This window comes from Aurantimonas sp. HBX-1, from assembly GCF_021391535.1.
GTDB lineage: Bacteria > Pseudomonadota > Alphaproteobacteria > Rhizobiales > Rhizobiaceae > Aurantimonas.
Genome location: NZ_CP090066.1, coordinates 1475531 through 1498079 on the forward strand (window position 1 = coordinate 1475531; position 22549 = coordinate 1498079).

The 22549-nt window shown below is 62.0% G+C and carries 28 protein-coding genes; 12 read left to right on the forward strand and 16 right to left on the reverse strand.

The window, feature by feature from the left end:
* Positions 1-76: 76 nt before the first annotated feature.
* The gene (locus LXB15_RS06985; protein WP_233951942.1) at positions 77-337 is read right to left on the reverse strand and encodes a hypothetical protein; all 261 of its coding nucleotides are present in this window, start codon (positions 335-337) and stop codon (positions 77-79) included.
* Positions 338-884: 547 nt separating this feature from the next.
* On the opposite strand from LXB15_RS06985, the gene LXB15_RS06990 reads away from it, so the two are divergent.
* The 5 genes from LXB15_RS06990 (at position 885) to LXB15_RS07010 (ending at position 3908) form a co-directional block, all read left to right on the forward strand.
* Entirely contained in the window at positions 885-1679 is a 795-nt protein-coding gene (locus LXB15_RS06990) for a TerC family protein (RefSeq protein ID WP_233953079.1), read from the forward strand.
* A 173-nt stretch (positions 1680-1852) separates the two neighbouring features.
* On the forward strand, positions 1853-2209 hold the full coding sequence (locus tag LXB15_RS06995; RefSeq protein ID WP_233951944.1) for a hypothetical protein: 357 nt from the start codon (positions 1853-1855) through the stop codon (positions 2207-2209).
* 413 nt (positions 2210-2622) lie between these two features.
* Positions 2623-2832: a DUF998 domain-containing protein gene (locus LXB15_RS07000; protein WP_233951946.1), complete on the forward strand. Its 210-nt coding sequence runs from the start codon at positions 2623-2625 to the stop codon at positions 2830-2832.
* Positions 2832-3185, forward strand: a complete 354-nt coding sequence (locus LXB15_RS07005; protein WP_233951948.1) for a hypothetical protein — start codon at positions 2832-2834, stop codon at positions 3183-3185. The genes LXB15_RS07000 and LXB15_RS07005 overlap by 1 nt, the downstream gene beginning before the upstream one ends.
* 390 nt (positions 3186-3575) lie before the next feature.
* Positions 3576-3908, forward strand: a complete 333-nt coding sequence (locus LXB15_RS07010) for a hypothetical protein (protein WP_233951949.1) — start codon at positions 3576-3578, stop codon at positions 3906-3908.
* 271 nt (positions 3909-4179) lie between these two features.
* Here the strand turns inward: LXB15_RS07010 and LXB15_RS07015 are convergent, their stop codons facing one another.
* The 3 genes from LXB15_RS07015 to LXB15_RS07025 form a co-directional block, all read right to left on the reverse strand.
* A complete protein-coding gene (locus tag LXB15_RS07015) occupies positions 4180-4533 on the reverse strand; it encodes a hypothetical protein (protein ID WP_233951950.1) in 354 nt (117 codons plus the stop codon).
* 290 nt (positions 4534-4823) lie between these two features.
* Positions 4824-5992, reverse strand: a protein-coding gene (locus tag LXB15_RS07020) for an IS3 family transposase (protein WP_233948721.1) whose coding sequence is annotated in 2 segments (ribosomal slippage) — positions 4824-5728 and positions 5728-5992 — 1170 coding nt in all. Because the reading frame shifts where the segments join, the coding sequence is not laid out codon by codon here.
* A 385-nt stretch (positions 5993-6377) separates the two neighbouring features.
* Positions 6378-6836, reverse strand: a complete 459-nt coding sequence (locus LXB15_RS07025; RefSeq protein ID WP_233951951.1) for a cytochrome c — start codon at positions 6834-6836, stop codon at positions 6378-6380.
* Between the two features lie 218 nt (positions 6837-7054).
* Between LXB15_RS07025 and LXB15_RS07030 the strand changes: the two genes are divergently transcribed.
* The 5 genes from LXB15_RS07030 (at position 7055) to LXB15_RS07050 (ending at position 9881) form a co-directional block, all read left to right on the forward strand.
* Positions 7055-7366, forward strand: coding sequence for an HNH endonuclease (locus tag LXB15_RS07030; RefSeq protein WP_233951952.1), 312 nt, complete (start codon positions 7055-7057; stop codon positions 7364-7366).
* Between the two features lie 176 nt (positions 7367-7542).
* On the forward strand, positions 7543-7833 hold the full coding sequence (locus tag LXB15_RS07035; RefSeq protein WP_233951953.1) for a hypothetical protein: 291 nt from the start codon (positions 7543-7545) through the stop codon (positions 7831-7833).
* A 424-nt stretch (positions 7834-8257) separates the two neighbouring features.
* Positions 8258-8509, forward strand: coding sequence for a hypothetical protein (locus tag LXB15_RS07040; protein WP_233951954.1), 252 nt, complete (start codon positions 8258-8260; stop codon positions 8507-8509).
* 3 nt (positions 8510-8512) lie between these two features.
* The gene (locus tag LXB15_RS07045; protein ID WP_233951955.1) at positions 8513-8842 is read left to right on the forward strand and encodes a hypothetical protein; all 330 of its coding nucleotides are present in this window, start codon (positions 8513-8515) and stop codon (positions 8840-8842) included.
* Between the two features lie 265 nt (positions 8843-9107).
* Positions 9108-9881, forward strand: coding sequence for a response regulator transcription factor (locus LXB15_RS07050; protein ID WP_233951956.1), 774 nt, complete (start codon positions 9108-9110; stop codon positions 9879-9881).
* A gap of 74 nt (positions 9882-9955) precedes the next feature.
* Here the strand turns inward: LXB15_RS07050 and LXB15_RS07055 are convergent, their stop codons facing one another.
* From LXB15_RS07055 to LXB15_RS07065, 4 genes are all read right to left on the reverse strand, one after another.
* Positions 9956-10225 (reverse strand): hypothetical protein, encoded by a 270-nt coding sequence (locus tag LXB15_RS07055; protein WP_233951957.1) that lies wholly within the window; start codon positions 10223-10225, stop codon positions 9956-9958.
* Positions 10226-10589: 364 nt separating this feature from the next.
* On the reverse strand, positions 10590-10724 hold the full coding sequence (locus LXB15_RS20935) for a hypothetical protein (protein ID WP_255696763.1): 135 nt from the start codon (positions 10722-10724) through the stop codon (positions 10590-10592).
* Positions 10725-10731: 7 nt separating this feature from the next.
* Positions 10732-11670: a non-homologous end-joining DNA ligase gene (gene ligD, locus LXB15_RS07060; protein ID WP_370640185.1), complete on the reverse strand. Its 939-nt coding sequence runs from the start codon at positions 11668-11670 to the stop codon at positions 10732-10734.
* 197 nt (positions 11671-11867) lie between these two features.
* Positions 11868-13235, reverse strand: coding sequence for a sodium:proton antiporter (locus LXB15_RS07065; protein ID WP_233951958.1), 1368 nt, complete (start codon positions 13233-13235; stop codon positions 11868-11870).
* Positions 13236-13438: 203 nt separating this feature from the next.
* Here LXB15_RS07065 and LXB15_RS07070 point away from each other — a divergent pair, with 203 nt between their 5' ends.
* Positions 13439-14104: an SOS response-associated peptidase gene (locus LXB15_RS07070; protein ID WP_233951959.1), complete on the forward strand. Its 666-nt coding sequence runs from the start codon at positions 13439-13441 to the stop codon at positions 14102-14104.
* Between the two features lie 119 nt (positions 14105-14223).
* Here the strand turns inward: LXB15_RS07070 and LXB15_RS07075 are convergent, their stop codons facing one another.
* Both LXB15_RS07075 and LXB15_RS07080 read right to left on the reverse strand, forming a co-directional pair.
* A complete protein-coding gene (locus tag LXB15_RS07075) occupies positions 14224-14508 on the reverse strand; it encodes a hypothetical protein (protein WP_233951961.1) in 285 nt (94 codons plus the stop codon).
* Positions 14509-14517: 9 nt separating this feature from the next.
* Entirely contained in the window at positions 14518-14724 is a 207-nt protein-coding gene (locus LXB15_RS07080) for a hypothetical protein (protein WP_233951962.1), read from the reverse strand.
* 820 nt (positions 14725-15544) lie between these two features.
* On the opposite strand from LXB15_RS07080, the gene LXB15_RS07085 reads away from it, so the two are divergent.
* Positions 15545-15919 (forward strand): hypothetical protein, encoded by a 375-nt coding sequence (locus tag LXB15_RS07085; RefSeq protein WP_233951963.1) that lies wholly within the window; start codon positions 15545-15547, stop codon positions 15917-15919.
* A 440-nt stretch (positions 15920-16359) separates the two neighbouring features.
* On the opposite strand, the gene LXB15_RS07090 is transcribed toward LXB15_RS07085, so the two are convergent.
* From LXB15_RS07090 to LXB15_RS07115, 6 genes are all read right to left on the reverse strand, one after another.
* Complete coding sequence (locus LXB15_RS07090; protein WP_233951964.1) at positions 16360-17508, reverse strand: diguanylate cyclase; 1149 nt, start codon at positions 17506-17508, stop codon at positions 16360-16362.
* A gap of 234 nt (positions 17509-17742) precedes the next feature.
* Positions 17743-18459 carry an SAM-dependent methyltransferase gene (locus LXB15_RS07095; RefSeq protein WP_233951965.1) on the reverse strand — a complete coding sequence of 239 codons (717 nt, stop codon included), beginning with the start codon at positions 18457-18459 and terminating at the stop codon, positions 17743-17745.
* Between the two features lie 459 nt (positions 18460-18918).
* Complete coding sequence (locus tag LXB15_RS07100; protein ID WP_233951967.1) at positions 18919-19101, reverse strand: hypothetical protein; 183 nt, start codon at positions 19099-19101, stop codon at positions 18919-18921.
* 432 nt (positions 19102-19533) lie between these two features.
* Positions 19534-20721 (reverse strand): ROK family protein, encoded by a 1188-nt coding sequence (locus LXB15_RS07105; protein WP_233951968.1) that lies wholly within the window; start codon positions 20719-20721, stop codon positions 19534-19536.
* Positions 20722-20723: 2 nt separating this feature from the next.
* Positions 20724-22016, reverse strand: a complete 1293-nt coding sequence (locus tag LXB15_RS07110; RefSeq protein ID WP_233951970.1) for a TRAP transporter large permease — start codon at positions 22014-22016, stop codon at positions 20724-20726.
* Positions 22006-22521: a TRAP transporter small permease gene (locus LXB15_RS07115; protein WP_233951972.1), complete on the reverse strand. Its 516-nt coding sequence runs from the start codon at positions 22519-22521 to the stop codon at positions 22006-22008. The genes LXB15_RS07110 and LXB15_RS07115 overlap by 11 nt, the downstream gene beginning before the upstream one ends.
* Between the last annotated feature and the right edge of the window lie 28 nt (positions 22522-22549).

Consider the following 22549-nt stretch of genomic DNA (forward strand, 5'->3'; position numbering starts at 1 on the left):
ACGCCTTCAATCCTACATCCGAACCTATACGCACGATCCCGCAGAGTGAGCGGAGCCTGAAAGATCTGCGCGTAGCTTAGAACCCAAGTGCTGCAAGCGTCCGCAGCATCTGGCGGCCGCGAGCCGTGAGCCGATACCAGAATGACATGCGCCAGCCCGGGACGACCTCAGCGAATTTAGCCCCTGTCAGATAATCCGCCGCCCGCAGTTCCCGCCCTGTCATCTCGTTGATCTCGAGCCCGACACAGTCCTCTTCGGGACCTTCGTTCATGCGCTGCATAAGGAGGATGCGCGAGGGGGTAAGGCCCATTTCGCGCAGATCAGGATTGCCGGTCATCACCGCTCGCTCCCCTACGCCGGAGTTGCAAGACCAAGCTCAGCCCTAAGGGAGCTCGCGATCAAGAAAACCTTGGATAGCCGTCTAGTCAGCTATGCGTCGCCGGCTCGCAGGAAAGCCTCAGTGAGGTCTCGTCGCGCGTTGGCGGGCGCGAAACAAATAACCACGACGGATCATGGCCGTGCAAATTGTGGATCACCAATCTTCCTGGCGGTCTTGTGTCTTCGAGCCTGCAGAGTGCCTTTCCATCCGTTGTTCTTGCACAGACCGGCGGCCTACGGAGCTGCTGGGTCCGCGTCCGGAGCTACGGACTGCAACTAGCCCCACCCCACATCCTCTCTCTGCCGGCGCGTCGGTTCTCGCCGGGAGCTGTGTGTTTGGTGCAGCGGGGATGCCGGTCGAGCGATCTGCGGACTTTGGCATCCCTTTTTTTGATGAGCTGGCTGGTTCTGAGCCGTCCCTGGCACCATTTAGGCCCAGCCCTGGCCCCAGCGACGGCGTCGCACGAGGGCTTTCTCTCGAGTGACCGGAGCCTGCCGTGGCCGATATGTTCGACTTCCTTGCTGATCCCACCGCCTATGTCGCCCTGGCGACACTGGTGGTCATGGAGATCGTCCTCGGCATCGACAATCTCATCTTCATCTCGATCCTGTCGAACAAGCTCCCCGAGGCGCAGCGCCAGAAGGCCCGCCGTGTCGGCATCGGCCTCGCCCTGATCCTGCGGCTCGGCCTCCTGTCGACCGTCGCCTTCATCGTGCAGCTGACCGAACCGCTGTTCGAGGCGTTCGGCCACGGTTTCTCCTGGCGCGACATCATCCTGATCGCCGGCGGCCTGTTCCTCGTCTGGAAGGCGACCCGGGAGATCCACCACTCCGTCGATCCGGTCGACCACAAGGAAACGATGGTCGGAAACGCCGTCTCGATCACCTTCGGCGCGGCCATCGTCCAGATCCTGCTGCTCGACTTGGTGTTCTCGGTGGACTCCATCATCACAGCCGTCGGCATGACCGACGAGATCGGCATCATGGTCATCGCGGTGGTTGCCGCGGTGCTGGTGATGCTGCTGGCGGCCGATCCGCTGGCACGCTTCATCGAGGCGAACCCGACCATCGTGATGCTGGCGCTCGGGTTCCTGCTGATGATCGGCACGACGCTTATCGCCGACGGCTTCGGCTTCCATGTGCCGAAGGGCTACATCTACGCGGCGATGGCCTTCTCGGCGCTGGTCGAGTTCCTGAACATCCTGGCGCGGCGCAAGCGCCAGAAGAACGAGGAAGCCGCCAACGGAGCACAGCTGACGGTGCCGGCGCAGGCGCACGGTGAACCGCCAACGATCCGCTGACAGGTTCCCTCGCTCTCAATGTCGCCGACGCCGGAGGACGAATGCCGCGATCTTGGCGATCTGTCCGCTGCCTCAGGTGTCGGCGGCATCGCGGGTGGTATGCTGCCGGAACTGATCCGGTGTTGAACGATTGTGGTCCTCGACAGGGACGAAGACCATTAGGACAACATACCATGTTCAAGACCACAACATCCGCAGCCGTTCTCGTCCTCGCTCTGGCAGGCTCTGCCTTCGCTCAGGGAAATTCCGGCAACGCCGGCGGCGGCGGTAACAACAGCACCTCCGAAGGCCTCGTGACCGTTTCTCTGGGCGACGTCGTGCTTCAGGAGATCGCAAACGACCTGAACGTCGAGGTCGCCGATCTGGTGGACGTCACGCAAGTTCAGGTTCCGGTGGGCGTCGCAGCGACCGTTTGCGGCGTAAATGCCAATGTTCTGGCGGAGCAGAAGAAAGCCGGCGAGGCCACGTGCGATGCAACGTCGTCTTCCGAAGCACTCGCCCAGGCGGTCCAGAAGCAGATTGACGGCTAATACCTAATTCGACGTCTACAAGCAGGGGCTCCGGCAACGGGGCCCCTGTTTGCATTCGAGCTCATGACGGTCTTCAGCGGATTGTGTTGCCTTGTTCGTCAGCGTCATCCGCTGAAAAGCTAACAGCTGCTGGCTGGTCCGCTGCCCTCCTGTCCTGCAAGTCAGCGAATGGCGGTGGTCTGCGCCATCCTTTCGCCTGTGTCGCAGGGATCGCGAGAAAGAGCCGGTCGATTCGCCAGGAAACTAATGGCTGCTCCGGTCTGCCGTTGCCCTTGCGGCGGTCCTTCGCCGGAAAACAGAAAACTTGGAATAGGATATGGCCATGAGACGGCAGAAGACGGACCGGCGAAGGCGACGAGTCCCGACGACATGCTCAGGACTTGCGGAATCGTCGGCATGGTCGGGCTGTCGCCGTGGTGATCGCTAATCTTGCCGGCATCATCGTCGTCGAGGCGCACAATCCCATCAGCGAGACGATCAGTGCCCTTGCGGTCGGTCGATATGCGTGGATCCAGGATGTGGGGCTCTACGGCTTTGCTGCCGCGCTTGTGGCTTGCGGGATTGGCTTCTTCCGCTGGCGGCTGGGGCACCTCAGAACTGGCTGGCCGCCGGGGTCCTTCTGATGCTGCTGGGCATCGACGTCGTCGTCATTGCGTTTTTTAACGGCTATGCCGGAACGACGAACCAGGGCGCGGACATTCACACCTATGCAACCTATCTTTTGGCCGGAGTATTCCTTCTCGTGCTGCTTACCGCGGCATCCGGGTTGACGCGGATCAATTTCCGGTGGGGCGTTTTCAGCCTCGCCTTGGGAGCGGCATGGCTAGTCCTCGCTCCGGTGTTTCTCTACGTGCCGACCGCCTGGGACGGCGCTTATGAGCGGCTTCTTGGGCTGATGTTGGTGGCTTGGGTCGGATTCGTATCTTGGCTGCTGCTGCAACGCTATCGCGCTGGGGTATCCCTCTCTCTGAGTTGAGCGGACGGACTACCTGCTGCCTGCCTTGTTCGCGGATCACGGCAAGGTATCGAGGGCCGAGGACCACCCGCCACTCCCGGCGCTGCTGACGAGGGGAACGGAATGAGGGGCGCGGGCGGAAGTGCGGGACGTGACGGCGAAGGTCGGAACGCAGACGGCGAGCGGTGCGCGATATGCGGCACGGATGATGAAGCGGTCAGCGCGGTCACCTCGCCTCAATGTCGAAATGGCCGAAGTAGACAAAGCGTACCGGACAACGGCCCACGCGAACGATCGAACGAACCCTCGAAAGGTCCATGTGCTTCGCAATGCGGATGAGAGCCCGCTCGTCCCGTTGAAGTCGCGGGCGACGACCACGCCATCGCAGACTGCCGCCGCCGAGGCTTTCGCATGCTGAACGAGCGGGTCATGGCCGGCGCGCCATCACCAGGCGACATCAAGGAGCGCGTCGATGGCGGCGGTGGGCGGGCCGACGTGATGAGCGAGAGCCGTATGCAAGCTGGCCGCGACCTGGCTCTGGCGGCTCGAGAAACCGGGCCGGCCGAATATTGGCTTGTGCGGTCGGTTTGCGGACAGGGTCAGTCGCTTCGCGAGATTGCGGTAATTACGAAGGTGCGGCGGCCTTCAGCGGCAGTGGCCTTGCGCCACGCCCTGGATCGCCTGGCCGAGGTCTGGAATCTGGCCTCGAAGGGGACGGCCGCCGCGCATCGCAAGGCTGCTTGACATCGGGAACCACTTAAGTGCAGATAGACGAACAGGCGGAAGTCCGATCAGGGCTGCCGCCTTCGTCATTTCGGGCTCGCTGCGGCGGGCCTTTTTCGTGTCCGGAACGTCCGGGCTCCTGCGGCCTTCCTCTCAGATCCAGAGGAGAGATGTCGATGTCGATTACCAAGAGCGACGCTTCAAAAGAAAACAGCGTCTTCGAAGATCCAGAGTCGCCGGATCTGGACATGGGCAAGAAGCTCCCGTCCAAAGAGGACAGGGGCGCTCTCAGTCACGCCATCGAAAAGCCGATGGATGAAAAGACGAATACCCGCGGCGATGATCCGGCGAGAGAGCGTTCTCGGTAGCGCCGGCAAGCCAATGCAGCTGCAAAGTCGGACGCTAGGTGGTGCAGGGCATCATGTTGCGTCAGTGCTCGGTAGGCCGTTGCACGGGAAGCAAGCGGATTTCTCCTGCTTGCCTCATCCCGGAGCATCGCCTCGATCGTCTCGTGCGGAACATCCAGCTCTTCGGATAGCAGATCGATGATCGCGTATGGATCCAGCCCGCCATAGGCCTGCACTACGGGATCGAGCGAATCCAACATCGAGTTCACGGCCGCCCAGAGTTCCTGCTCTGACGTCAATGCCCGCTCCGATGGAAATGCAAAAACAGACTCAAGGGCCTTCGTGGTCAAAAAAATAAGGTCGGATCGCCTTGGGGACGACCCGACCTTTACGGCTGCAGCGAAAGGGACGGGACGCTGCAGCCACGGCAGGACGTATTGGCGGCTGAGGGTGAACCGCCCGCGAATGGGGCGTTTATTCGACGTTCAGATCCGCGCGCCAGGCTCCGGCCATAGGCGCTTTAAACATCGCTGATCGCGCCTTGGATGACCACGCTTGGCCTGCCCCCGTTAGGTGATCCGGTTTGAATCTAATGCATTGTGGGCTTGACGGCCACGGTTGAGGTGGCCGGCGAAGCCGGTTGGGTTGGCGCAGCCGGCCACACCACAGCGGCTGGTGCTGGCGGGCGGTATCCGAGGGCAGAGTGCGGGCGCCGAGTGTTGTAGTGCTGACGCCAACATTCGATGACGATCCGTGCCTCCGCCAGGCTGTAGAACAGCTCACCGTTCAAGAGCTCGTCGCGGAGCTTGGAGTTGAAGCTTTCGCAATAGCCGTTCTCCCACGGGCTGCCCGGCTCGATGAACGCCGTCTTCGCGCCAACCGCCGTGATCCACTCCCGCACCGCCTTGGCGACGAACTCCGGGCCGTTGTCCGAACGAACATGTCCAGGCACGCCCCTTAGAATGAAGAGATCGGACAGGACGTCGATGACGTCGGTGGATTTGAGCTTCCGATCGATCCTGATCGCGATGCATTCCCGGGTGAACTCGTCGATCACGTTCAGCATGCGGAACTTCCGGCCGTTGTGGGTGCGATCCTCGACGAAGTCGTAGGACCAGACGTGGTTGGGGTGTTCTGGTCGAAGCCGAAGGCAGGAGCCGTCGTTCAGCCAAAGGCGGCCCTTCTTCGATTGCCGCGCCGGCACCTTCAAACCTTCCCGGCGCCAAATGCGCTCGACGCGCTTGGCATTTACCACCCAGCCGGCGCTCTCCAGCATGGCCGCGATGCGGCGGTAGCCGTAACGACCATACCGGGTCGCGAGCGCGACAATGGCAGCGGTCAGTGCGGCATCGTCAGCTCGTCCCTTCGGCGCCTTGCGTTGGGTAGATCGATGCTGCCCCAGAACCCGGCACGCCAGCCGCTCCGACACGCCAAACTTCGCAATGGTGTGGTCGATGCAGCAGCGACGGCGGGCGGGGCTCACCAGTTTCCCGAGGCGGCCTCCCTGAGGATCAGCTTCTCCAGCGTCAGGTCCGACACGGCCTTGCGCAACCGCTCGTTCTCCTTCTCCAGGTCCTTCAGCCGCTTCACCTGGTTGCTCTTCAGCCCGCCGAACTCCTTGCGCCAGCGGTAGTAGGTGAACGGCGTTACGGAAATCGTGCGGATCGCTTCCGCCACCGGACGCCCCTGCGACAACAATACGTCGACCTGCCTCAGCTTCGCGACAATCTCTTCAGGCTGGTGCTTCTTCCTCGGCATTCCTGACATCCTCCAAAGGCTTAAAAGCCTACCTCAGGGAGGACCACTTTTCAGGGGGCAGGCCACGCTGTTCCCGCCGACGAAGAAGACCTCGGTGCGTTCGGCCCCCGCCTGCTTCAGGTGGGTGATAATCTGGACGACGGCGATGATCTTCTGATTGTTGGTCTCGACAAAGTGCTGTCGTCCGGACGAAGCGGCAAAATACGATTTCTCTGAGAGCGTTTTTGCTCTTAGAGCTAATCGCTGGGCTGGGTAAAGAACATGGGCGCCACCGGCAGATGGAGAGCGTAAGGCGGGCGACGAACGTTCTACGGCAGGCTGCACGACGCCGGACTAGGCGAGTCAAAGGGAGCTCTTCGTAAAGCCCGCGGTTCAGAGTGAATGGCTAATTTTTCTCTAGCCGAAATTCATCGTGGCAACTCTTGCAGTTAGCCGTGACTGCACTGAACGCCTGCTTGAATGCCTCTAAGTCCTCCGGCTTCGCTTCGATCGCCGCCGCCGCATCATTCTGGAACTTGGCGAGAGCTGAGCGGAATTCCTCCGGCTTTTCCCAGATGGCAGGGGCCGCCTCGGTGTCACCGCCAGTGTCCGAGCCTTCTGGGAAATAGTACCCAAAGCCGAGCGACCCTGACTGCATTGTTCTTAGAGCGACTCCGGCGGCGGCCGGGTCGAAAGGAGTTTCGCCTTTCACCATCTGGCCGCCGAGTTTGGCGGCGGCACCGTTATTCGACATGATCGCTTGGCGCGCCTCGATCGGATCGACATCGGGAGCTTTCGACTCCTGCGCCAAGGAACTGCCAGCAGTCATACTGACAAGGAAGCTGCAAAGGACGACGCGACGCATAGCTACCTCCACCGTAAATGAACTTTGTGGACCTGCACCGCATAAGATGTCGATGGACGTTGGTCTGATAGATAGAATGTGCATCACGATCCGTGGTGCTCGGCCCGCCGTTTGCGATCTAACGTATTGAGCGGGTCGATCATGGCGTCAGCCTCCTCCATATCCATGCAGGCCATGGCGGCAGAATACACCTCCTCGAATGCTGAGAAGGGCCACGGATGGGCAGGCTCACCAACATCAAGCCCATGGTCGAGATGCTGAAGCCCCGCATCAAGCTACCACCCAAGCAGGCCGAACCCTTCTATCTCTCCCCAACATGGCGGTCCTTCATCGCCCGCGTCATCGCCAAGCGCGGCAGACGTCGTGAGGAGTGCGGAGCAACAGGCTGTCGCATCTACGGCGACCACATAGTCGAACGCCGCGACGGTGGTGCCGACCTGGACGAGAAGAACATCCTCCTGCGCTGTCACGGCTGCCATGAGCGCAAAGGCGCCAAGGAGCGGGCCAAGAGAGCGCACGGCAGGGCGTAGGGCGAGATCGCACCAGCCAAGGCAGTCAACGCGCTCAGCGCGCATTCTAGGCCAACAGCGGGCCGGGGGCGGGTCAAAAGTCCACGATGGCAAGCCGCCTACAACCCGCGTCCCCCGCACGTAGAGATTTTATCCTGTCGGTGAGTTGCCAGCCGGAAACCTGAGTGGAAACCCCAATGGCAAAAGAGAACAAGCCGATCGATTGGGCCTGCGTCGAGCAGGACTACCGGGCTGGTGTCATGAGCGTTCGGGACATCGCGCGCTGGTATGGTGTCTCCCATACGGCCATCAACAAGAAGGCGAAGACCGCAGGTTGGGGTTCGTTCCGACCAGCCGCGCCATTTGAACCGCAGCGAGCCGATCATTCGTTCCTGTCGATGCAACGAACAAGGCCAACAAGGGCGCTGGAGGCGCCGCAATCGGCTCCGGCGGTATCGGAGCCGGCATCGTCTACCTCTGGTCGCTGACGTCGTGGTTCCCGGCCGAGTGGGCGGCCGATCCTCAGGCGATCATCGTCCTAACCGGCATCTTCGCCTCGGTATTCGGCGGCGTCACCGCATGGATTGGGGCGTACCGGGCGACGGACCGCCGCTTCATGGACGAAACGTCTTGAGCCCGTTCCGCTGGACCTTGTGGTGCCTCGTCGCAGGCTTGGCGATCATCGCCTTGCGGGCGCTGATGGTGGCGCCATGATCGTGCTGCGCATCTACCGCGGCGTCGCCGACCACTTCCCGATCCGGGTCTCGGAATGGGTCATGCTCTGGCCGGCGATCGGCATGTGGGCTTAGATCCAGTCCATGCCCGATATGTTCGCGGTGTCGCCTTCCTACGAATACCTGGCGCGCTGGGCGACGGAGCAGACCCGGGCGTGGGTGATCATTGGCCTGCGGCATGCTCCGGCTCGCGGCGCTCACCATCAACGGCACCTTCAAGGGCTTCGCCTTCTCGCCGCACATCCGGGCTCTCGCATCGGTCGTGGGCGTCGCCATCTGGTCGCAGGTCAGCCTCGGCTTCCTCATGGCATTCCTCGCCGGCGGCGGGGCGCCCTCCGGCGTCATCGGCTGGTCGACGATGGTGCTTCTCGAAATCATGAACGTCTACCGCTCGTGGTCGGATGTCGGAAAGAATGCAGCGAGGCCTTGAGGGATGTGGGAATGGCTTGCAGGCATCGAAATCGAGAAGCTCGCCAACGCTGTCGTCATCCTGATCGTCGGCCTCGTTGCCGGCCTCGGGTTCAAGAGGGGAAAGGACGCGCCGGCGCAGCAGCGCGCGGGGCTGGAAGTCGCGACGGACTTCTTCGACAGCCAGGCGATCAAGAGCCTCACGACTGAGGTCACCGGGCAGGCAATCGCCACCACCGCCTCTGCGGCAGCCACCCGGCAGCTGGTCGAGGCGATCGAGGTGCACACCCGAGCTGTCTTTGACCACAAGGAAGAGGTCCAGGAGCTCCGCCACGAGATGAGCCGCCGCCGCTGAGCCTCCCATCGCCGTCGTGCCACCGTAGCCGACCCTTCCGTAAGCAAGCGCAAAAAGGATGCGGCAACAATGCGCCTCGGATCCCTGGGCATGGCGAGAAGGAGGCTAAGTAGCCGGCAATTACTGCCGCTTTTCCTTTTACCAGCGGGGCCGAGTGATCCTTAGGTCGTTAACGATTTTTTAAGAAATAAGCCTGCCGGCCCCTGCGTCATGTATGGATCACTGATCGGCCGATTTCACTGCTGGTACGCAGCCGGAGGTCTCAGTGTTTCCCGTTAATGACAACTCGTCCACCAACCTTACTGAGCAGCTTATCCCGAAGGAAATGGCGATCAGGCCAACATCAATAGCCTTCGTGGACAGTCACCCAATCATGCGCGAAGGGCTGACCAGCTTGTTTTCATCGTGCGACGGCTATGTCGTTCTGGGCAGCGGATCATGCGCCGCGGACGCCGTATCCATCGCCACCCAGCTAGCGCCGGACGTCCTGATCACAGATTTGCTCATCTCAGGCGACGCGCTGGATGCCATTGCGCGCATCAGGAGGAAGTCGCAGTCGATGATCGTAATCGCATTCACGGCATCGGACCGTGTCGACCATGCCGTCAACGCGCTAGAAGCGGGCGCCAACGGTTATGTCCTTAAGGGCAGCACAGCCGACGAACTAAAAGGTGCCATTGTCGGCGCAAAGCGGGGCGAGACGTTTGTCACGCCCACAGTTGCTAGTAAAATGATCGGAGCGCTTCGGAAGCATCCAACGCGGGGTATCGGCGACCCCCAATTGAGCGCCCGCGAAGATCAAATCGTTCGGCTGCTCCTGAAGGGATACTCAAACAAGGCAATCGGTGCGCAGTTGGCAATCACCGAGAAAACCGTGAAGCATTATATGACATTATTAATACAAAAGCTAAATGCGGCGAATCGACTTGAGGTTGTCCTTGCAGTTCAGAAATTTGCAGACTACGGCCGGTCAGGTAACGTCGGCAATCTCAGACATTCAAATAACGCATCCGCGGCCTGGCGCACAGGCCGAAATTGAACGCTCGCCGCCCGTGCGCGCTATGCTCTCACTACTCCCTATTGCCTGTCGCTCAACGACTTGAGAGGCGGTTCTTACGGGCTCTTGCGACGACTGCGCTGATGCGAGCCGAACTCAACTATTTCAGATTTAAATAAACCGGATATTTCCGCAATATTTTTTTGGTCTTCGTTTATCTTTATTTGCAGTTCGCTGACATCATCTAACGATAGTTCACTATTGCTAGCATCGATCAAGAGATCACTAGTCTCCATCTGGCGTGTCTGGAGCTTTGCAAGCTCATCAATGGTCCGATTCAATGCGACATGGAGTTGCGCAATTTTTTCGTCGAGAGAGTCTTTCACGTCGAGATTACCCTCTGAGCATCTTCAATGTGCCACTGAGCAGTCGCGGCTGGTGCATCTTTCGTACAGATGGAGCCCGCTGAGAGGAATAGGACATGACGGCACGAGTTGAAAAATGTGTGCATGGTCTAGGATTCGAGCTCCGCATGCTCTGGTTGATGCTCGTAGCCGGCCGGTGTCAAGCCAATCGACAACGAGGCTCACCGGGGCATTGTGTTCAACTGCCGACCCTCAGACGGCTCGTTCGGGCATTCCGACACGACGAGCGCGACTGGCACGGGTGCCTTCGCTAATCGGACCAGCCATCGAGATCAACGTAACTTCTGCGGCCGCCGTCGTATCAGCGGTGCCGCGGCATGTTGTTTCAGCGGGTGACGAACGTCGCGACGAGCGACTGGATCGATAGGATGACGTTGCAGATCGCGCCCGCAGCGAGGGCTGCCACGAACAGCACGAGCAGCAGCCGGCGCATCAGGGCTGAACGAAGGACGTGCCGCACCGTCCATTCATGCGGGCGACGGGAGGTGAAAGATGTCAGCGTGATCCGCCACCTCGCGCAATCCCTTGAACGAGGCGTGGCGGAGCTTTTGGTCGCCGGTCCAGCCGCGATACTCTATCTCGGCGACCAGCTCAGGGCGCGCGATTACCAGCTTTCGCTCCCTCGGCGCGTAGTGCGGCCGTTCCGTCCTCATCGCGTCTAGCTGTTGCTTCAGCTCGCGCACCTGACCGCCTTTGAAGCCGGTCCCGACCGAGCCGACATAGACCAATCCCTCATCGCTCTGGGCTGCCAGGAGCAGACTAGCGATAGCACCGTAGGCCTTGCTCGAGGGCTCGTAGCCGATGACGACGAAGCTGTCGCTCTGGATGCACTTGATCTTCAGCCAGTCGCCACGGCGGCCGCTTCGGTAGGGCGCCTCGCGGTTCTTTGCGATGATCCCTTCCAATCCATGCTGGCAGGCGATCCGCAGCAGATCCGCACCCTCGGCCTGGACCTCCTCCGACAACCGGATCGTGCCCGTCTCCCCCCGGAGCAGATCTTCGAGCAGGTGACGCCGCTCGATGAGCGCCATCCCGGAGATGTCGTGCCCGTCGAAATAGAGCAGGTCGAAGGCGTAGAAGATGATCTCGTCTCCGGCGATCCGTTTGCCGCCGCGTCCGCCGAGAGCCTGCTGAAGCGCAGCGAAGTCCGAACGACCCTGACTGTCCAGGACCACAGCCTCTCCGTCCAGGATGAGGGAAGGGGCAGCGAGCGCGACGGCCGCCTTGGCGATGGCAGGAAAGCGGTGTGACCAGTCATGGCCGCCGCGGGTAAGGATGCGCGCTTGCCCGCGATCGACATGGACCGCCAACCGGTAGCCGTCCCACTTGATCTCGTAGGCCCACTCCGCTCCCACCGGGGGCGTTGCCGCGAGCAGCGCAAGACAGGGCTCGATCCGATCCGGCATGGGATCGAACGGTAGCTGCGGCTGGCGCCGATCGCGAGGCGTCGGAGTCTGGCTGCGTGCAATTATTTCCGGCTGCTGTTCGAGACCAAGGGACTTGGGAAGACGGGGACGGTTGCCATTCCGCAATAGCGACAGAAACTGCTTAAGGGAGGGTAATACTGACGCCGGTGTAGCCTCGGCGCTGTCGCCTAAGTCACCTAGGTAAAGGCGGACGGGCTGAACTCCGTGTCCCGTCTAGTCGAACCGGAGCGCCCCGCTTCGGAGGCTGGTCCTTGCAGCCCTGGCGGCGGCGTTGCCTCGTCGGCGTCCGGATCTCGCCCCTGAAGCCGATCGAGCGTTCGCATGATTGGTGTGACCGTCAGCCCGTGCAGCAGGACCGACATCAGGACGACGAGGCCGACGATCGCCCACAGGCGCTCGGCTCCCTCGACCTCCATGTGGTTGAGTCCGTAGGCCAGATAGTAGAACGAGCCGACACCCCGGATGCCGAAGAAGGCGAGGGTGAGCCTCTCGCTCCAGGAGGCGTGCAGCCCGAGCAGTCCGACAAGGCCGGTCACCGGTCGGACGACGAGCAGGATGACGACGGCGGCGAGGGCGTCGCCCCAGGTGAGCGGAGTCAGGAGACCGGTGACAAGCGCGCCGCCGAACAGGACGAGCAGCATCATCATCGCCAGCCGTTCGATCTGCTCGGTGACGTCGTGCATCTCGCGGTGAAAGTCGTGGTCGCGCTGGGCATGGCGGAGTGTCAGGGCGGTGACGAACACGGCGAGGAAACCGTAGCACTGGATCATCTCGGTGAGGCCGTAGGAGACAAAGGTTGCCGCGATCGCGATCAGCCCGTCGCCGGTCTGGGCCAGCTTGGTGTCCGCCGGAATATGGAACGTCAGCCAGCCGAAGGCCCGCCCGATCAACCACCCGCCCACGGCGCCAGCGCCGATCTCCCATAGGATGCTGTGGGTGAGCCATTGCATAGCCCATGGTTCGCCCGTCGAGGCCGCAAGACCGAGCGCGATGGCGAGGTTCACGAACGGGAACGCAAAACCGTCGTTGAATCCCGCCTCGGACGTGAGCCCGAACCTGACCTCGTCCTCCTCTCCGGACCTCGGCGGTCCGACCTGCACGTCGGCGGCCAGCACGGGATCGGTCGGTGCAAGCGCCGCCCCGAGCAGCAGGGCGATAACCCACGGCAGACCCAGCCACCACCCGCCGATCAACGTGATGGCCGCGATGCTGAGCGGCATGGTGACCGCGAGCAACCGCCACGTCACCGACCAGCGCCGCCAACTGAACACCCGGTCGAGCTTTAGACCCGCGCCCATGAGCGCGATGATCACCACGAACTCGGTGAAGCGTTCGGTGATCTGCGGATACGCCATGGGCAGCGGCTTGTCCGTGACCCCGGGGATAAGGAAGACGCTGGCGCCGAGGGCGATGCAGACGATGGGCAGCGACAGCGGCAAGCGCTTGAGTGCCAGCGGCAGCCACGCGACGAGCGCGATAAGGAAGCCCATCCCTGTCAGCACCACGATGTAGGGATCAGGTGACAGCTCGTTCAGATCGAGCATCTCACCGCGATCGCCGGAGCTTCGGGTACGGTCGGATCATGCAGCTCTCCTGGCGACAGCGCCTGTTCTCGAGGTAGACGCTGAGCCAGACAAACCGATCCAACCTACTGATTAAAAGTGCGTCGCTGCCTATCTGGGTGTCCGGTGACGGGCTCAATCCCCCGCACCTCGACGGAAGCTACCGCCCGTGCTCTCCTGCCGGCATGTGCAACCTCTACTCCATCACCAAGGGCCAGACGGCGATCCTAGAGTTCACCCGCGCCATGCGGGACCGGACCGGCAACATGCCGCCGCTGCCGGGGGTCTTCCCGGACACGACGGCGCCGATCGTCCGCAACGGCGGGGACGGCGTACGCGAGCTGGCGATGGCGCGCTGGGGCATGCCGTCGCCGAAATTCGCGCTTGAGGGCAAGAAGACTGACCCCGGAGTGACGAACATCCGGCGGACCAACAGCCCTCACTGGCGCCGCTGGCTCGGTCCTGCGAACCGATGCGTCGTGCCGCTGACTTCGTTCTGCGAATACGACACGGTCGACGGCAAGAAGGTGCCGACCTGGTTTGCCCGCGACGAGAGCCGGCCCCTGATGTTCTTCGCCGGGATCTGGACGAACTGGACCAGCGTGCGGAAGGTGAAGGAGGGGGAGGTCACCGCCGACCTCTACGGCTTCCTGACCTGCGAGCCGAACGCCGTCGTCGCGCCGATCCACCCGAAGGCGATGCCGGTGATCCTGACGGAGCCGGAGGAGATCGACGTCTGGATGCGGGCGGAGTGGGCGGAGGCGTCCGCGCTTCAGCGGCCGCTGCCGGACGAGGTACTGCGGATAGTGGCGCGGGGCGAGCGGAAGGACGGGGAGGCGGCTACGGGCTAGACAAGCCGTCGGCCCCTTTAAGGAGGTTTATAGAGACCGCTGTGGCAATTTGGCCCCGGCCGGTGCGGCAATACGCTTCGCGGGGCTGATTTACGGGTCTCTCGCGTCCGCCTTGGAGGTCAGGGCGTAGCCTGATCCGCCGATGCACGGGACAAACGGGTCTTCTTCATCCAGTCCTGCAATGGACCGGCGACGTCGAAGGGCGCTGCGGATACCTCGAACTCTACCTCATCGAAGGCATCGATTTCTTCTCTCAAATCCTCCGGCACGCAGAGCGTTAACAGCATGTCGTACCGCGCCGCGTTGGCCTCTTCCATCTGGCGGATCTGCATTCGCAACGCCTGCACCTCCACCATGAGGTCGAGGATCAGCGTGCGGATCTGGTCTTCGGCGTCGTCGGTCATTCTGCCCTGTTATCGGTAGACGCGAACCAAGGTAACACCCCGATTGGCCGCTGCTTCAGTGATTGCTGCTTCGACTGTCTCGCCAGGAAGTTGGAGCATATCGGAGATCATGTCGATAATCGCACACGGGTCGAGGCCTCCATAGTGCTCGACTATCGGTGCAAGCCGATCCAGTTCGCGCTCAACAACCTGTTGTAAATCCCGCTGCGAGTTCATTGCCTCCATTCCTCCGTAAACGTAGCGCGGGATAACTCACCGGGACCGCCAATTCCCTGCACTAAGCTCCCGGTACCGCCGCGCCGTGTCCGGCCGGTGTGCGTAGCGACCATGGCTCCCTCATTCAACGACAACGGGTATTGGAGGGACCAAACGGGGTTCAAGTCCATCTGACGGGCCTATTTCGCGTTCAAGCAGTACGAACGCGCCAATCACGCCTGCCATCACCACAAGTGCCAACCATCCGAGCGCGGCGTAACTTTTGCGGCCATCGTCACGATTGTCCCTACCACCATCCTTCATCTCTTGCCCCCGGCCGCGGCCAGCGAAGATTAAGACCTTACGACGGGCATCTTCATTAAAATGCTTTCTGCTTTCATGGCTGGGCGAAGGACCTGCCGATGGCGGGGTTGATGACGGAAATGAGCGGGTCATTCGGACACTGGCAGCTCGCGTCGGGCCGCTCTTCCAAGACACCGGCCGGCTCTTAGTAGCCGCCGTTTCCAGTCGCTGAATCATCTACCGCACTTGGCGGGACGCCGGCAGAGGCATCGCCATCGCTGCTTGATACGCAGCCGGCAAAGGCAAGGCTCGCACCGATTATCAAGATTGTGGCTAACCGCATGGTTTTCTCCTGCGAAGCCCCCAAGGATATCAAAAATTGAGCCGGTCGTGAACGGGTGTGCAGGTGCGGCGGCATTCATTTTGAGGGCCCCTAGCAATCTTCCACGGTGCAGCAACTATGAGCACGTGAGTATGGAAGACGACGCAGTCAGTTCGCATATTGTTGGATAGGAGGGCACTTCACGGGAGGTGCGAGATGCTCACCGCCGAGGACATCGCGAAGGCAAAGGCCTTCACAAGTCGATCGACGCCAAAGGCCTATCACCAGAGCGACGACAGCATCCGGATCGCATACGAATGGCTTGACGCACAAAAGCTGGTGGCGCATCCGGGCCGGACATACCGCCCTTTGAAGGAAATCATTGAGAGCTGGGGCGGCGGCTATATTTCACAAAGCGATGTGGAAGTGGCGGCTCATCTGCATCCGCGCGTTTTCGGTGACTACCCATACTTCAATCTCGGCGCGGCACTCGTACGGCCTTCGGAGGCGCGCATCGAGAAGGTAAAGGGACGCCGCGTCTGTCCGAACCGAGCCAGCAAGCGGAGCAGGATCTACGCGTTCATCGAGTGACACTTCCGGACGGCTCCCCACCCTTCTGGAGGCGCCACGAGGAGAGGAACCAGTACCGGCGAATGGTGTACTTATGGAAACAGGACGTATGCGCCGGCGACACCAACCGCTGCCACCATGCTGAAGAATACTGAATTGACGAAAACTGCGACGGCGGTCTCGATCCGCATCCAATTCCTCCTGTTTGCTCATTAGGCGGAAGAATGAGGAGCGGGGCGCACGGTTCCGCGAACTGCGCGCGAAGACGCCTATGAAGCCCCCTGTCGGGATATCCCAACGGCTACCCGCTTCGGCGCGTGGAGATTGCGCGTTGGGCCATCTGACCGGCCGAAGGTCCCAAAGCGTCATCGCTGGCGCATGTACTGCGTCCGGCGGGGCGCAGCGCGCGCTCCGAACGCCGACAATAATCGGTTGGGGATGGAACCTCTCCGAAAGCTTAGTCACGGATTAGCTGTTTCGCAGCATATCGTACCGGCGGACTCTGACGCCGCCCCGCTATCCGGCGCCACCACGCTGCGGTCTCTTCCTTGCCTTTTCGCGTCGTAGAGAGCGCGATCGGCTTCGGAGAAGAGCTCGGAGAAGCTCAAGCTGTCGCCACTGCGGGAAGCGACGCCGATGCTGACGGTAACGCCGAGCGCTCCGGCACGCATGTTGTGAACGTTCGCGCTGACGGCTCGTCTGATCCGCTCAGAGACCGCCAGCGCATCCACTACTGAAGCATCCGGCAGGAGCACCGCAATTTCCTCTCCTCCGTAGCGGGCGGCCAGGTCGACATCCCGAATTTCCGAAGCGATGACTGCAGCTACCTTCCGAAGAACCCGGTCGCCGACGTCATGCCCCCACCGATCGTTTATTCGCTTGAAATGATCCAGGTCGATCATGAGGAGGGCAACAGCTCGGTCAGTTTCTCTCGCCCCTCGCACCAGTGCCAAACCAGCGGCGTCGAATTTCCGACGATTCGGCAACCCGGTGAGCGCATCGGTAGCCGCCTCCTTCTCCAGGAGACGTGTGGCGTGCCGTCGTCGGCCTTCTTCCGAAAGGAAGCTGCCCAGCACGACAACTCCTGCGAAGTTCAGCACGCAGAGCGGGATCAACGACCCCACCAGCCCCGGCACCGGAATGATCATCAGAACGAGGAGTACCGTGAAACCGTGGAGCGAGCCGAAAACCGCCAGCGCAGCGAGTTGGCGCAGGCTGTAGGCGCCTTGGCGCAAGGGCACACAACACGCGAAGAGGACCCCGACAAGAGCGCCGACGAGGATCGTGATGCATCCGACCGGCGCGCCGACCCCGCCGAGCCAGAGGCGGTACGCAATCGCACAAGCTGCTGCGATCGCGGCCGCTACCGCACCGCCGAACGGACCTGCGAGCGTCAGGATGACTCCCCGAGCATCGATGATCACGCCCTGCTGCATCACGATCGGATCCGCCATGGTCGACACGGCACCAAGACCGAACGTCAGCCCCACCGCCACTCCTCGGGAAAGAACGGAAGAGACAGTTCGCGCCATGAAGCCGTAGGTGAGGGCGATAAGTGCGAGCATGGCAATGCCATGGATCAGCGTAATGGGATCTGCTAGCGCCTGCACTGTTAGCCTTCCGAGGGATCAGAGCCACCTGTCCAGTAGTAGCGGGCTTTTCCTGAAGGCTCAGTGAAGCGGATAAGACGAAATTGGGCCTCGAGCTCTATTCTTGGCAGACACGGTTCACGCTCGCGGACCCAACTTGCGCAGGTGTGATGCGGCGCGGATTGCGGCGACCGGGAGCCGAGTGACGGCGAGGTGCCGGAGGGCGATCAAAATGCTGCAGGACCGGTCGGCTCGTCACCGCGCAAGGGCGGCCTCGCGTATCGCAATGATGGACTTCCTGAGGCCGAGCACGGTCTCGAATGCGATCTCCGCGTCCGGGAAAAATGCCGCCATCTGCCGGCGCCCGATCAGATCGTGATGCCGCACGATGTCTTCAGCCTCGTTGACCCCGTCAATCCGATTGAAAAACCCCAGGCTGAAACGCCGCAGCATGGCGACACGCACCGCCTTCGGTAGGTACTGGAAACCCACGGTCCGGAAATGTGGTTCGTAAGGAAACCAGAAGTTGGGGGTTTGGCAGTAATAACGCGGGGCCAGGCGACGCATGTTGAGGCCGAAGTCGCGCATGTTCTGGCGAGACCCGACGTGCTCGATCACCGAATTTGAATGCGCGAGATCGAAGCGCTTGCGCGCGAACAGTCCGAGATCACTTGCGCTTTGCCTGACGGCCCGGAATTGCTCGGGCCGCGCGACGATCTGTGGTTCTGTGTTGACCAGGGTGACGAAGACTCGACCCTTCTGGCGTTCTAGATACTCGCCCGCGATTGCCCAGTATTTTTCCGTGCCGCCGAGATCAACGATGTCGCAGCGCTCCTGCTCCGCAAGAACGTCTTCGATCAGTCGTCGAATCCGCACGAACCGTCTGGCGCGGAATTGAAACTCCAGGCTCGACGCATCAAGGTATGGATCCGACCGACGCCGGAAGGCTTGTATATAGCTTGCGAGCTGCATGACATGACTCCTTGTCCGCCATGCTTAACTAGTTGTCCATGAGGACGAGTCGCCGAAATCCTTAGCAAATGGTTAACGACCCCGCGAGGACGTGTCCCGTCGGCAACGGGCTGCCGATCCAGCGAGGCAGAAAGATCCCTGCGGCCACTCCCGCTCATCCGCTCGTTCTACTGTCCTTGTTATGGGGTAACCCGTCCGCCGCTCGATCTCACGCATAACGTCGCTCCAGTAGCGGCTATCATCTTCGGCATCCAGCACATCCGCCGTCCGGCGCTTGTCTCGGGCCCTTAGCTACGCCCTCTAAGGTCCGAGAGGAACAATCAGGCCCCTCGCTTCCTGCCGAATTTTGCGGAGCGGCCTGATATGCGGATGAGCAGGCGACGTCTCATTGGTCGACGAAGCGCCATGTCCCACTCAGCAGCCAAGGGCGAGCGAGGTGCCCGCCCATTCGCAACGCCCTCAAAGCCTCAGCGATGAGGCTTCTTGTCCGCCACTGTCAGAGCCGGGCGAAAGAGAGGTGTCGGGCTGCGGTCCGAAGACCAGGTAAGCCCCCATGGCCGCAAGAATAAAGACAGCGAAGGCCATGAACGCCAAAGCGCCTGCAACCATGCGGACGGCTCTCGGTGCCTTTTTCTGACCCATCCTGGTCTCCAATTCCCTGTGTCGGAAATGCTCCGGAGACGTCGAGCGACAGCGTTGTTCTTCACGTGCGCCTTCCTCGTAGATCCGAAACTCGCTGGTTCTTGTAGGAATAGGCCACACCCGAACCGAACAGTTTCGGAACGCGTCGTTTAGCCGACGTTCAGCTTGACCATTGGGCTCGGTGCGTCAGCGATTTCAGCCAGCCCGTTAGAGCTATGCGTCCAGCGAGTGGCGCCCGAAAAGCTGCTGGGGCAGCTGATAATCGTCACCTGCCGCGAGCCGGGCTCGCGGCAGGTGACGATGGTGCGATCGAGGCTCTAGAGGAGTGGGCGGCCTCCGGAGCGCGAACGAAGCGGTGAAAGATCTGGGCGTTCCGCACGAACGGACTGTGAGGATGACCCGGTCGGGAAATAGCAGTCGTGACATCTTGTCCTAACCGACCGCGGTTTCCCCGTTCCCTGCCAGGAGCCGGAAGCGTGCAGCGTCGAAGATGGCCTGCGCGGCGCCGACCATTTCGTGCCGCGAGCCGGGCTCGCCGCAGGTGACGATGGTGCGATCGAGGCTTTTGAGGACGGGGGCGGCCTCCAGGGCGCGAACAAAGCGGTGGAAGATTTCGGCGTTCTGCACGAACGGGCCGGTGAGGATGATACGGTCGGGGAACAGCAGTCGCGACAGGTTGCCGGTCAGCCGTACCACCTGTTGCGCCGCTTCCTCCACGGCGGGGATCGCGAGAAGGTCGAGGCGCTGCGCCATCGGGCCGAACGTATCCTCCTCGAGCGGAATGCCGGGGTAGGCGCCCTGAAGCTGCGGACCGAGTGACCACAGCGCTGCCACCGTTTCGAGACAGTCGGTGTTGCCGCAGGTGCAGACGGCGCCGCGGGCATTGCCAAGGCCCCAGTGGCCAATTTCGCAGAAGCGCCCGCGCAGACGGTTCACGATAGACCCTTCGGTATAGTAGGCGGCGCCGATGCCGTAGCCCCAATGCAGCAGCAGGACGCTCTCGCCGTCGTGCGCGGTGGCGCCGTCCGCCAACCGCCCCGCGAGTTCTGCGTCGAGATTGCGGACGAGGACCACGTCCTTGCCGATCGTGCTCAGGGCGGCCCCCACGTCAAGATTGCGCAGCTGCGGCCACCGGGACGAAAAGCACCAGAGCTGCCGCGGGGCGTCGAGCAATCCCGAGAAGGAGCACACCACGGCAACGACCTCGACGCCTGACGGAAACCGAAGCAGCATCGCTTCGGCAAGTTCCCGCAGGATGACGGCCATGCCCGCGTTGTCGGTTTCGGCCGGCGGACTTTCATGACGTTCGGCGACGATGCGTCCCGCCATGTCGACTGCCTTGGCGACGAGACTGCGGTTTGTGACCTGCAGGAACACCACGCCAAAACGCTGCCAGTTGTAGGCAAGAAAAGTCGCGGGTCTCCCGCGCCCCTGCTGTTTGGGGACGCTCTCGCGCAGGAGATCCTTCTCGACCAGTTCGCCGACGAATTCCGACACGCTCGTCGAGCGCATGTTCAAAAGTTCGACGATTTCACTGCGAGTCGAGGCCTGGCCGTTTCGGACAAGGTCGAGGATCGCCCCGAGTTCGCGTGCCCGGTGCGTCTCGATTGCTGCTGACATCGCTATTGGAACCAACCCGGCACTGTGAGGGACAGAGCAGGGATGTAGGTCACTAGGAGCAGGACGACGACCATCGCCGCATAGAAGGGCAACAGGCTGACGGTTGCCTTCTCCAGCGGGAGGCGTGCGATTCCGCAGCCGACGAGGAGGGAGGTTCCGACCGGCGGGGTGCAAAGGCCGATGCCGAGGTTCAGGATTAGGATGATGCCAAACTGGATCGGATCGACTCCGACCTCCATCGCGATCGGCAGAAGAATTGGCGTGAGAATGAGGATCAGGACTCCCATGTCCATCAGCATGCCGAGGATAAGAAGCAGGACGTTGAGGGCGAGCAGAACGATGATCCGGGTCTCCGAGATGGCGAAGATACCTTCAGCCAGCAGGGCGGGAACGCGCAGATAGGACAGGAGGAAGCCGAACGCCGACGAGGTCATGATAATGGCGGTGACGATGGCGAGGGTCGTCAGGGTGGTGGAGAAGATCCGGCCGATCGCCTTCACGTCGAGGCTGCGATAGACGAGCGCCGTCGCAAGCAGCGCGTACACCACGGCCACCGCGGCCGATTCGGTCGCGGTGAACACGCCCGTCAGGATCCCGCCGATGATGATCACGATGGTGAACAGGCCGATCAGCGCCTTGGCCGCGATGCGGATGCCCTCACGGACGGTATAGTGTGCACCGGTCGGATGATTGTGGCGAACGGCCATGATCCAGCAGATGACCATCAGCGAAATCCCGAGCAGCAGCCCCGGGACATAGCCGGCGAGAAACAGTGTGCTGATCGGCAGGCCGCCGGCGGCGAGGGCGTAGAAGATCATGTTCTGGCTCGGCGGAATCAGCACGCCTTGCACCGACGAGGTGACGGTGACCGCGACCGAATAGCCGGCGGGGTAGCCGTGCCGCGTCATCGCCGGGATCAGGAACGAACCGATCGAGGCGACGTCGGCGACAGATGAACCGGAGATGCCGCCGAACATTGTGCTGGCGACGACGTTGCCTTGGGCGAGGCCGCCGCGAAAGCGTCCGACCAGAACGTCGGCCAGCTTGATCAGGCGGTCGGAGATGCCACCCTCGGTCATGATGTTGCCGACGAGGATGAAGAAGGGGACGGCGAGGAAGGTGAAGCTGTTGAGGCCGTTGACCATGCGCTGGGCCACCATCAGCAGTGGGAGCCCGAGATAGAAGGCTGTCGCCAGCGAGGCGAGGCCGAGCGCGAAGGCGATTGGCACTCGGACCAGCATCAGCGCGACGAAACCGCCGAGCAGCAGCGCGATCCCGATCCAGTCAATCGGCATGAAGCCCCTCCACCGAGAAGTTGGGGTCGCCGACGTCACGCAGGACGATGTTGGCGATGGCGTTGAGGCAGCCGAGCAGCCCGCCGGCAATGGTGGGCAGGTACAGCCACTGCTTAGGCAGGCCGGAAGCGGGGAGGACCTGATGACCGGCAAGGGCCAGCAGGTCCTGTCCGTAATAGACCACGGCCAGCATGAAGACCGCCATCGCGCCCTGCGCCATGTAGTCGAGCCCGACCGCCAGCCGGCTGGGCAGCATGTCGCGCAGGAAGGAGATCGCGACATGCTCGTGTCGACGGATCCCGATCGCGATGGCCAGCAGCCCGAACCAGATCAGGCAAAGCAGCGCCACCTCCTCGGACCAGCTCGTCGGGCGGTTGAGGGCGAAGCGCAGGAACACCTGCATGCAGATCACGCCCGTGATCACCACGAGCAAAGCGTGGCAGATCCAGCTGGCGCCGATGTTGACGGCATCGACGCCTTTCCTGAGGGAGTCCCGGACTATCACGCGTGCCTCACCCCGGTCCCGGAGCGGG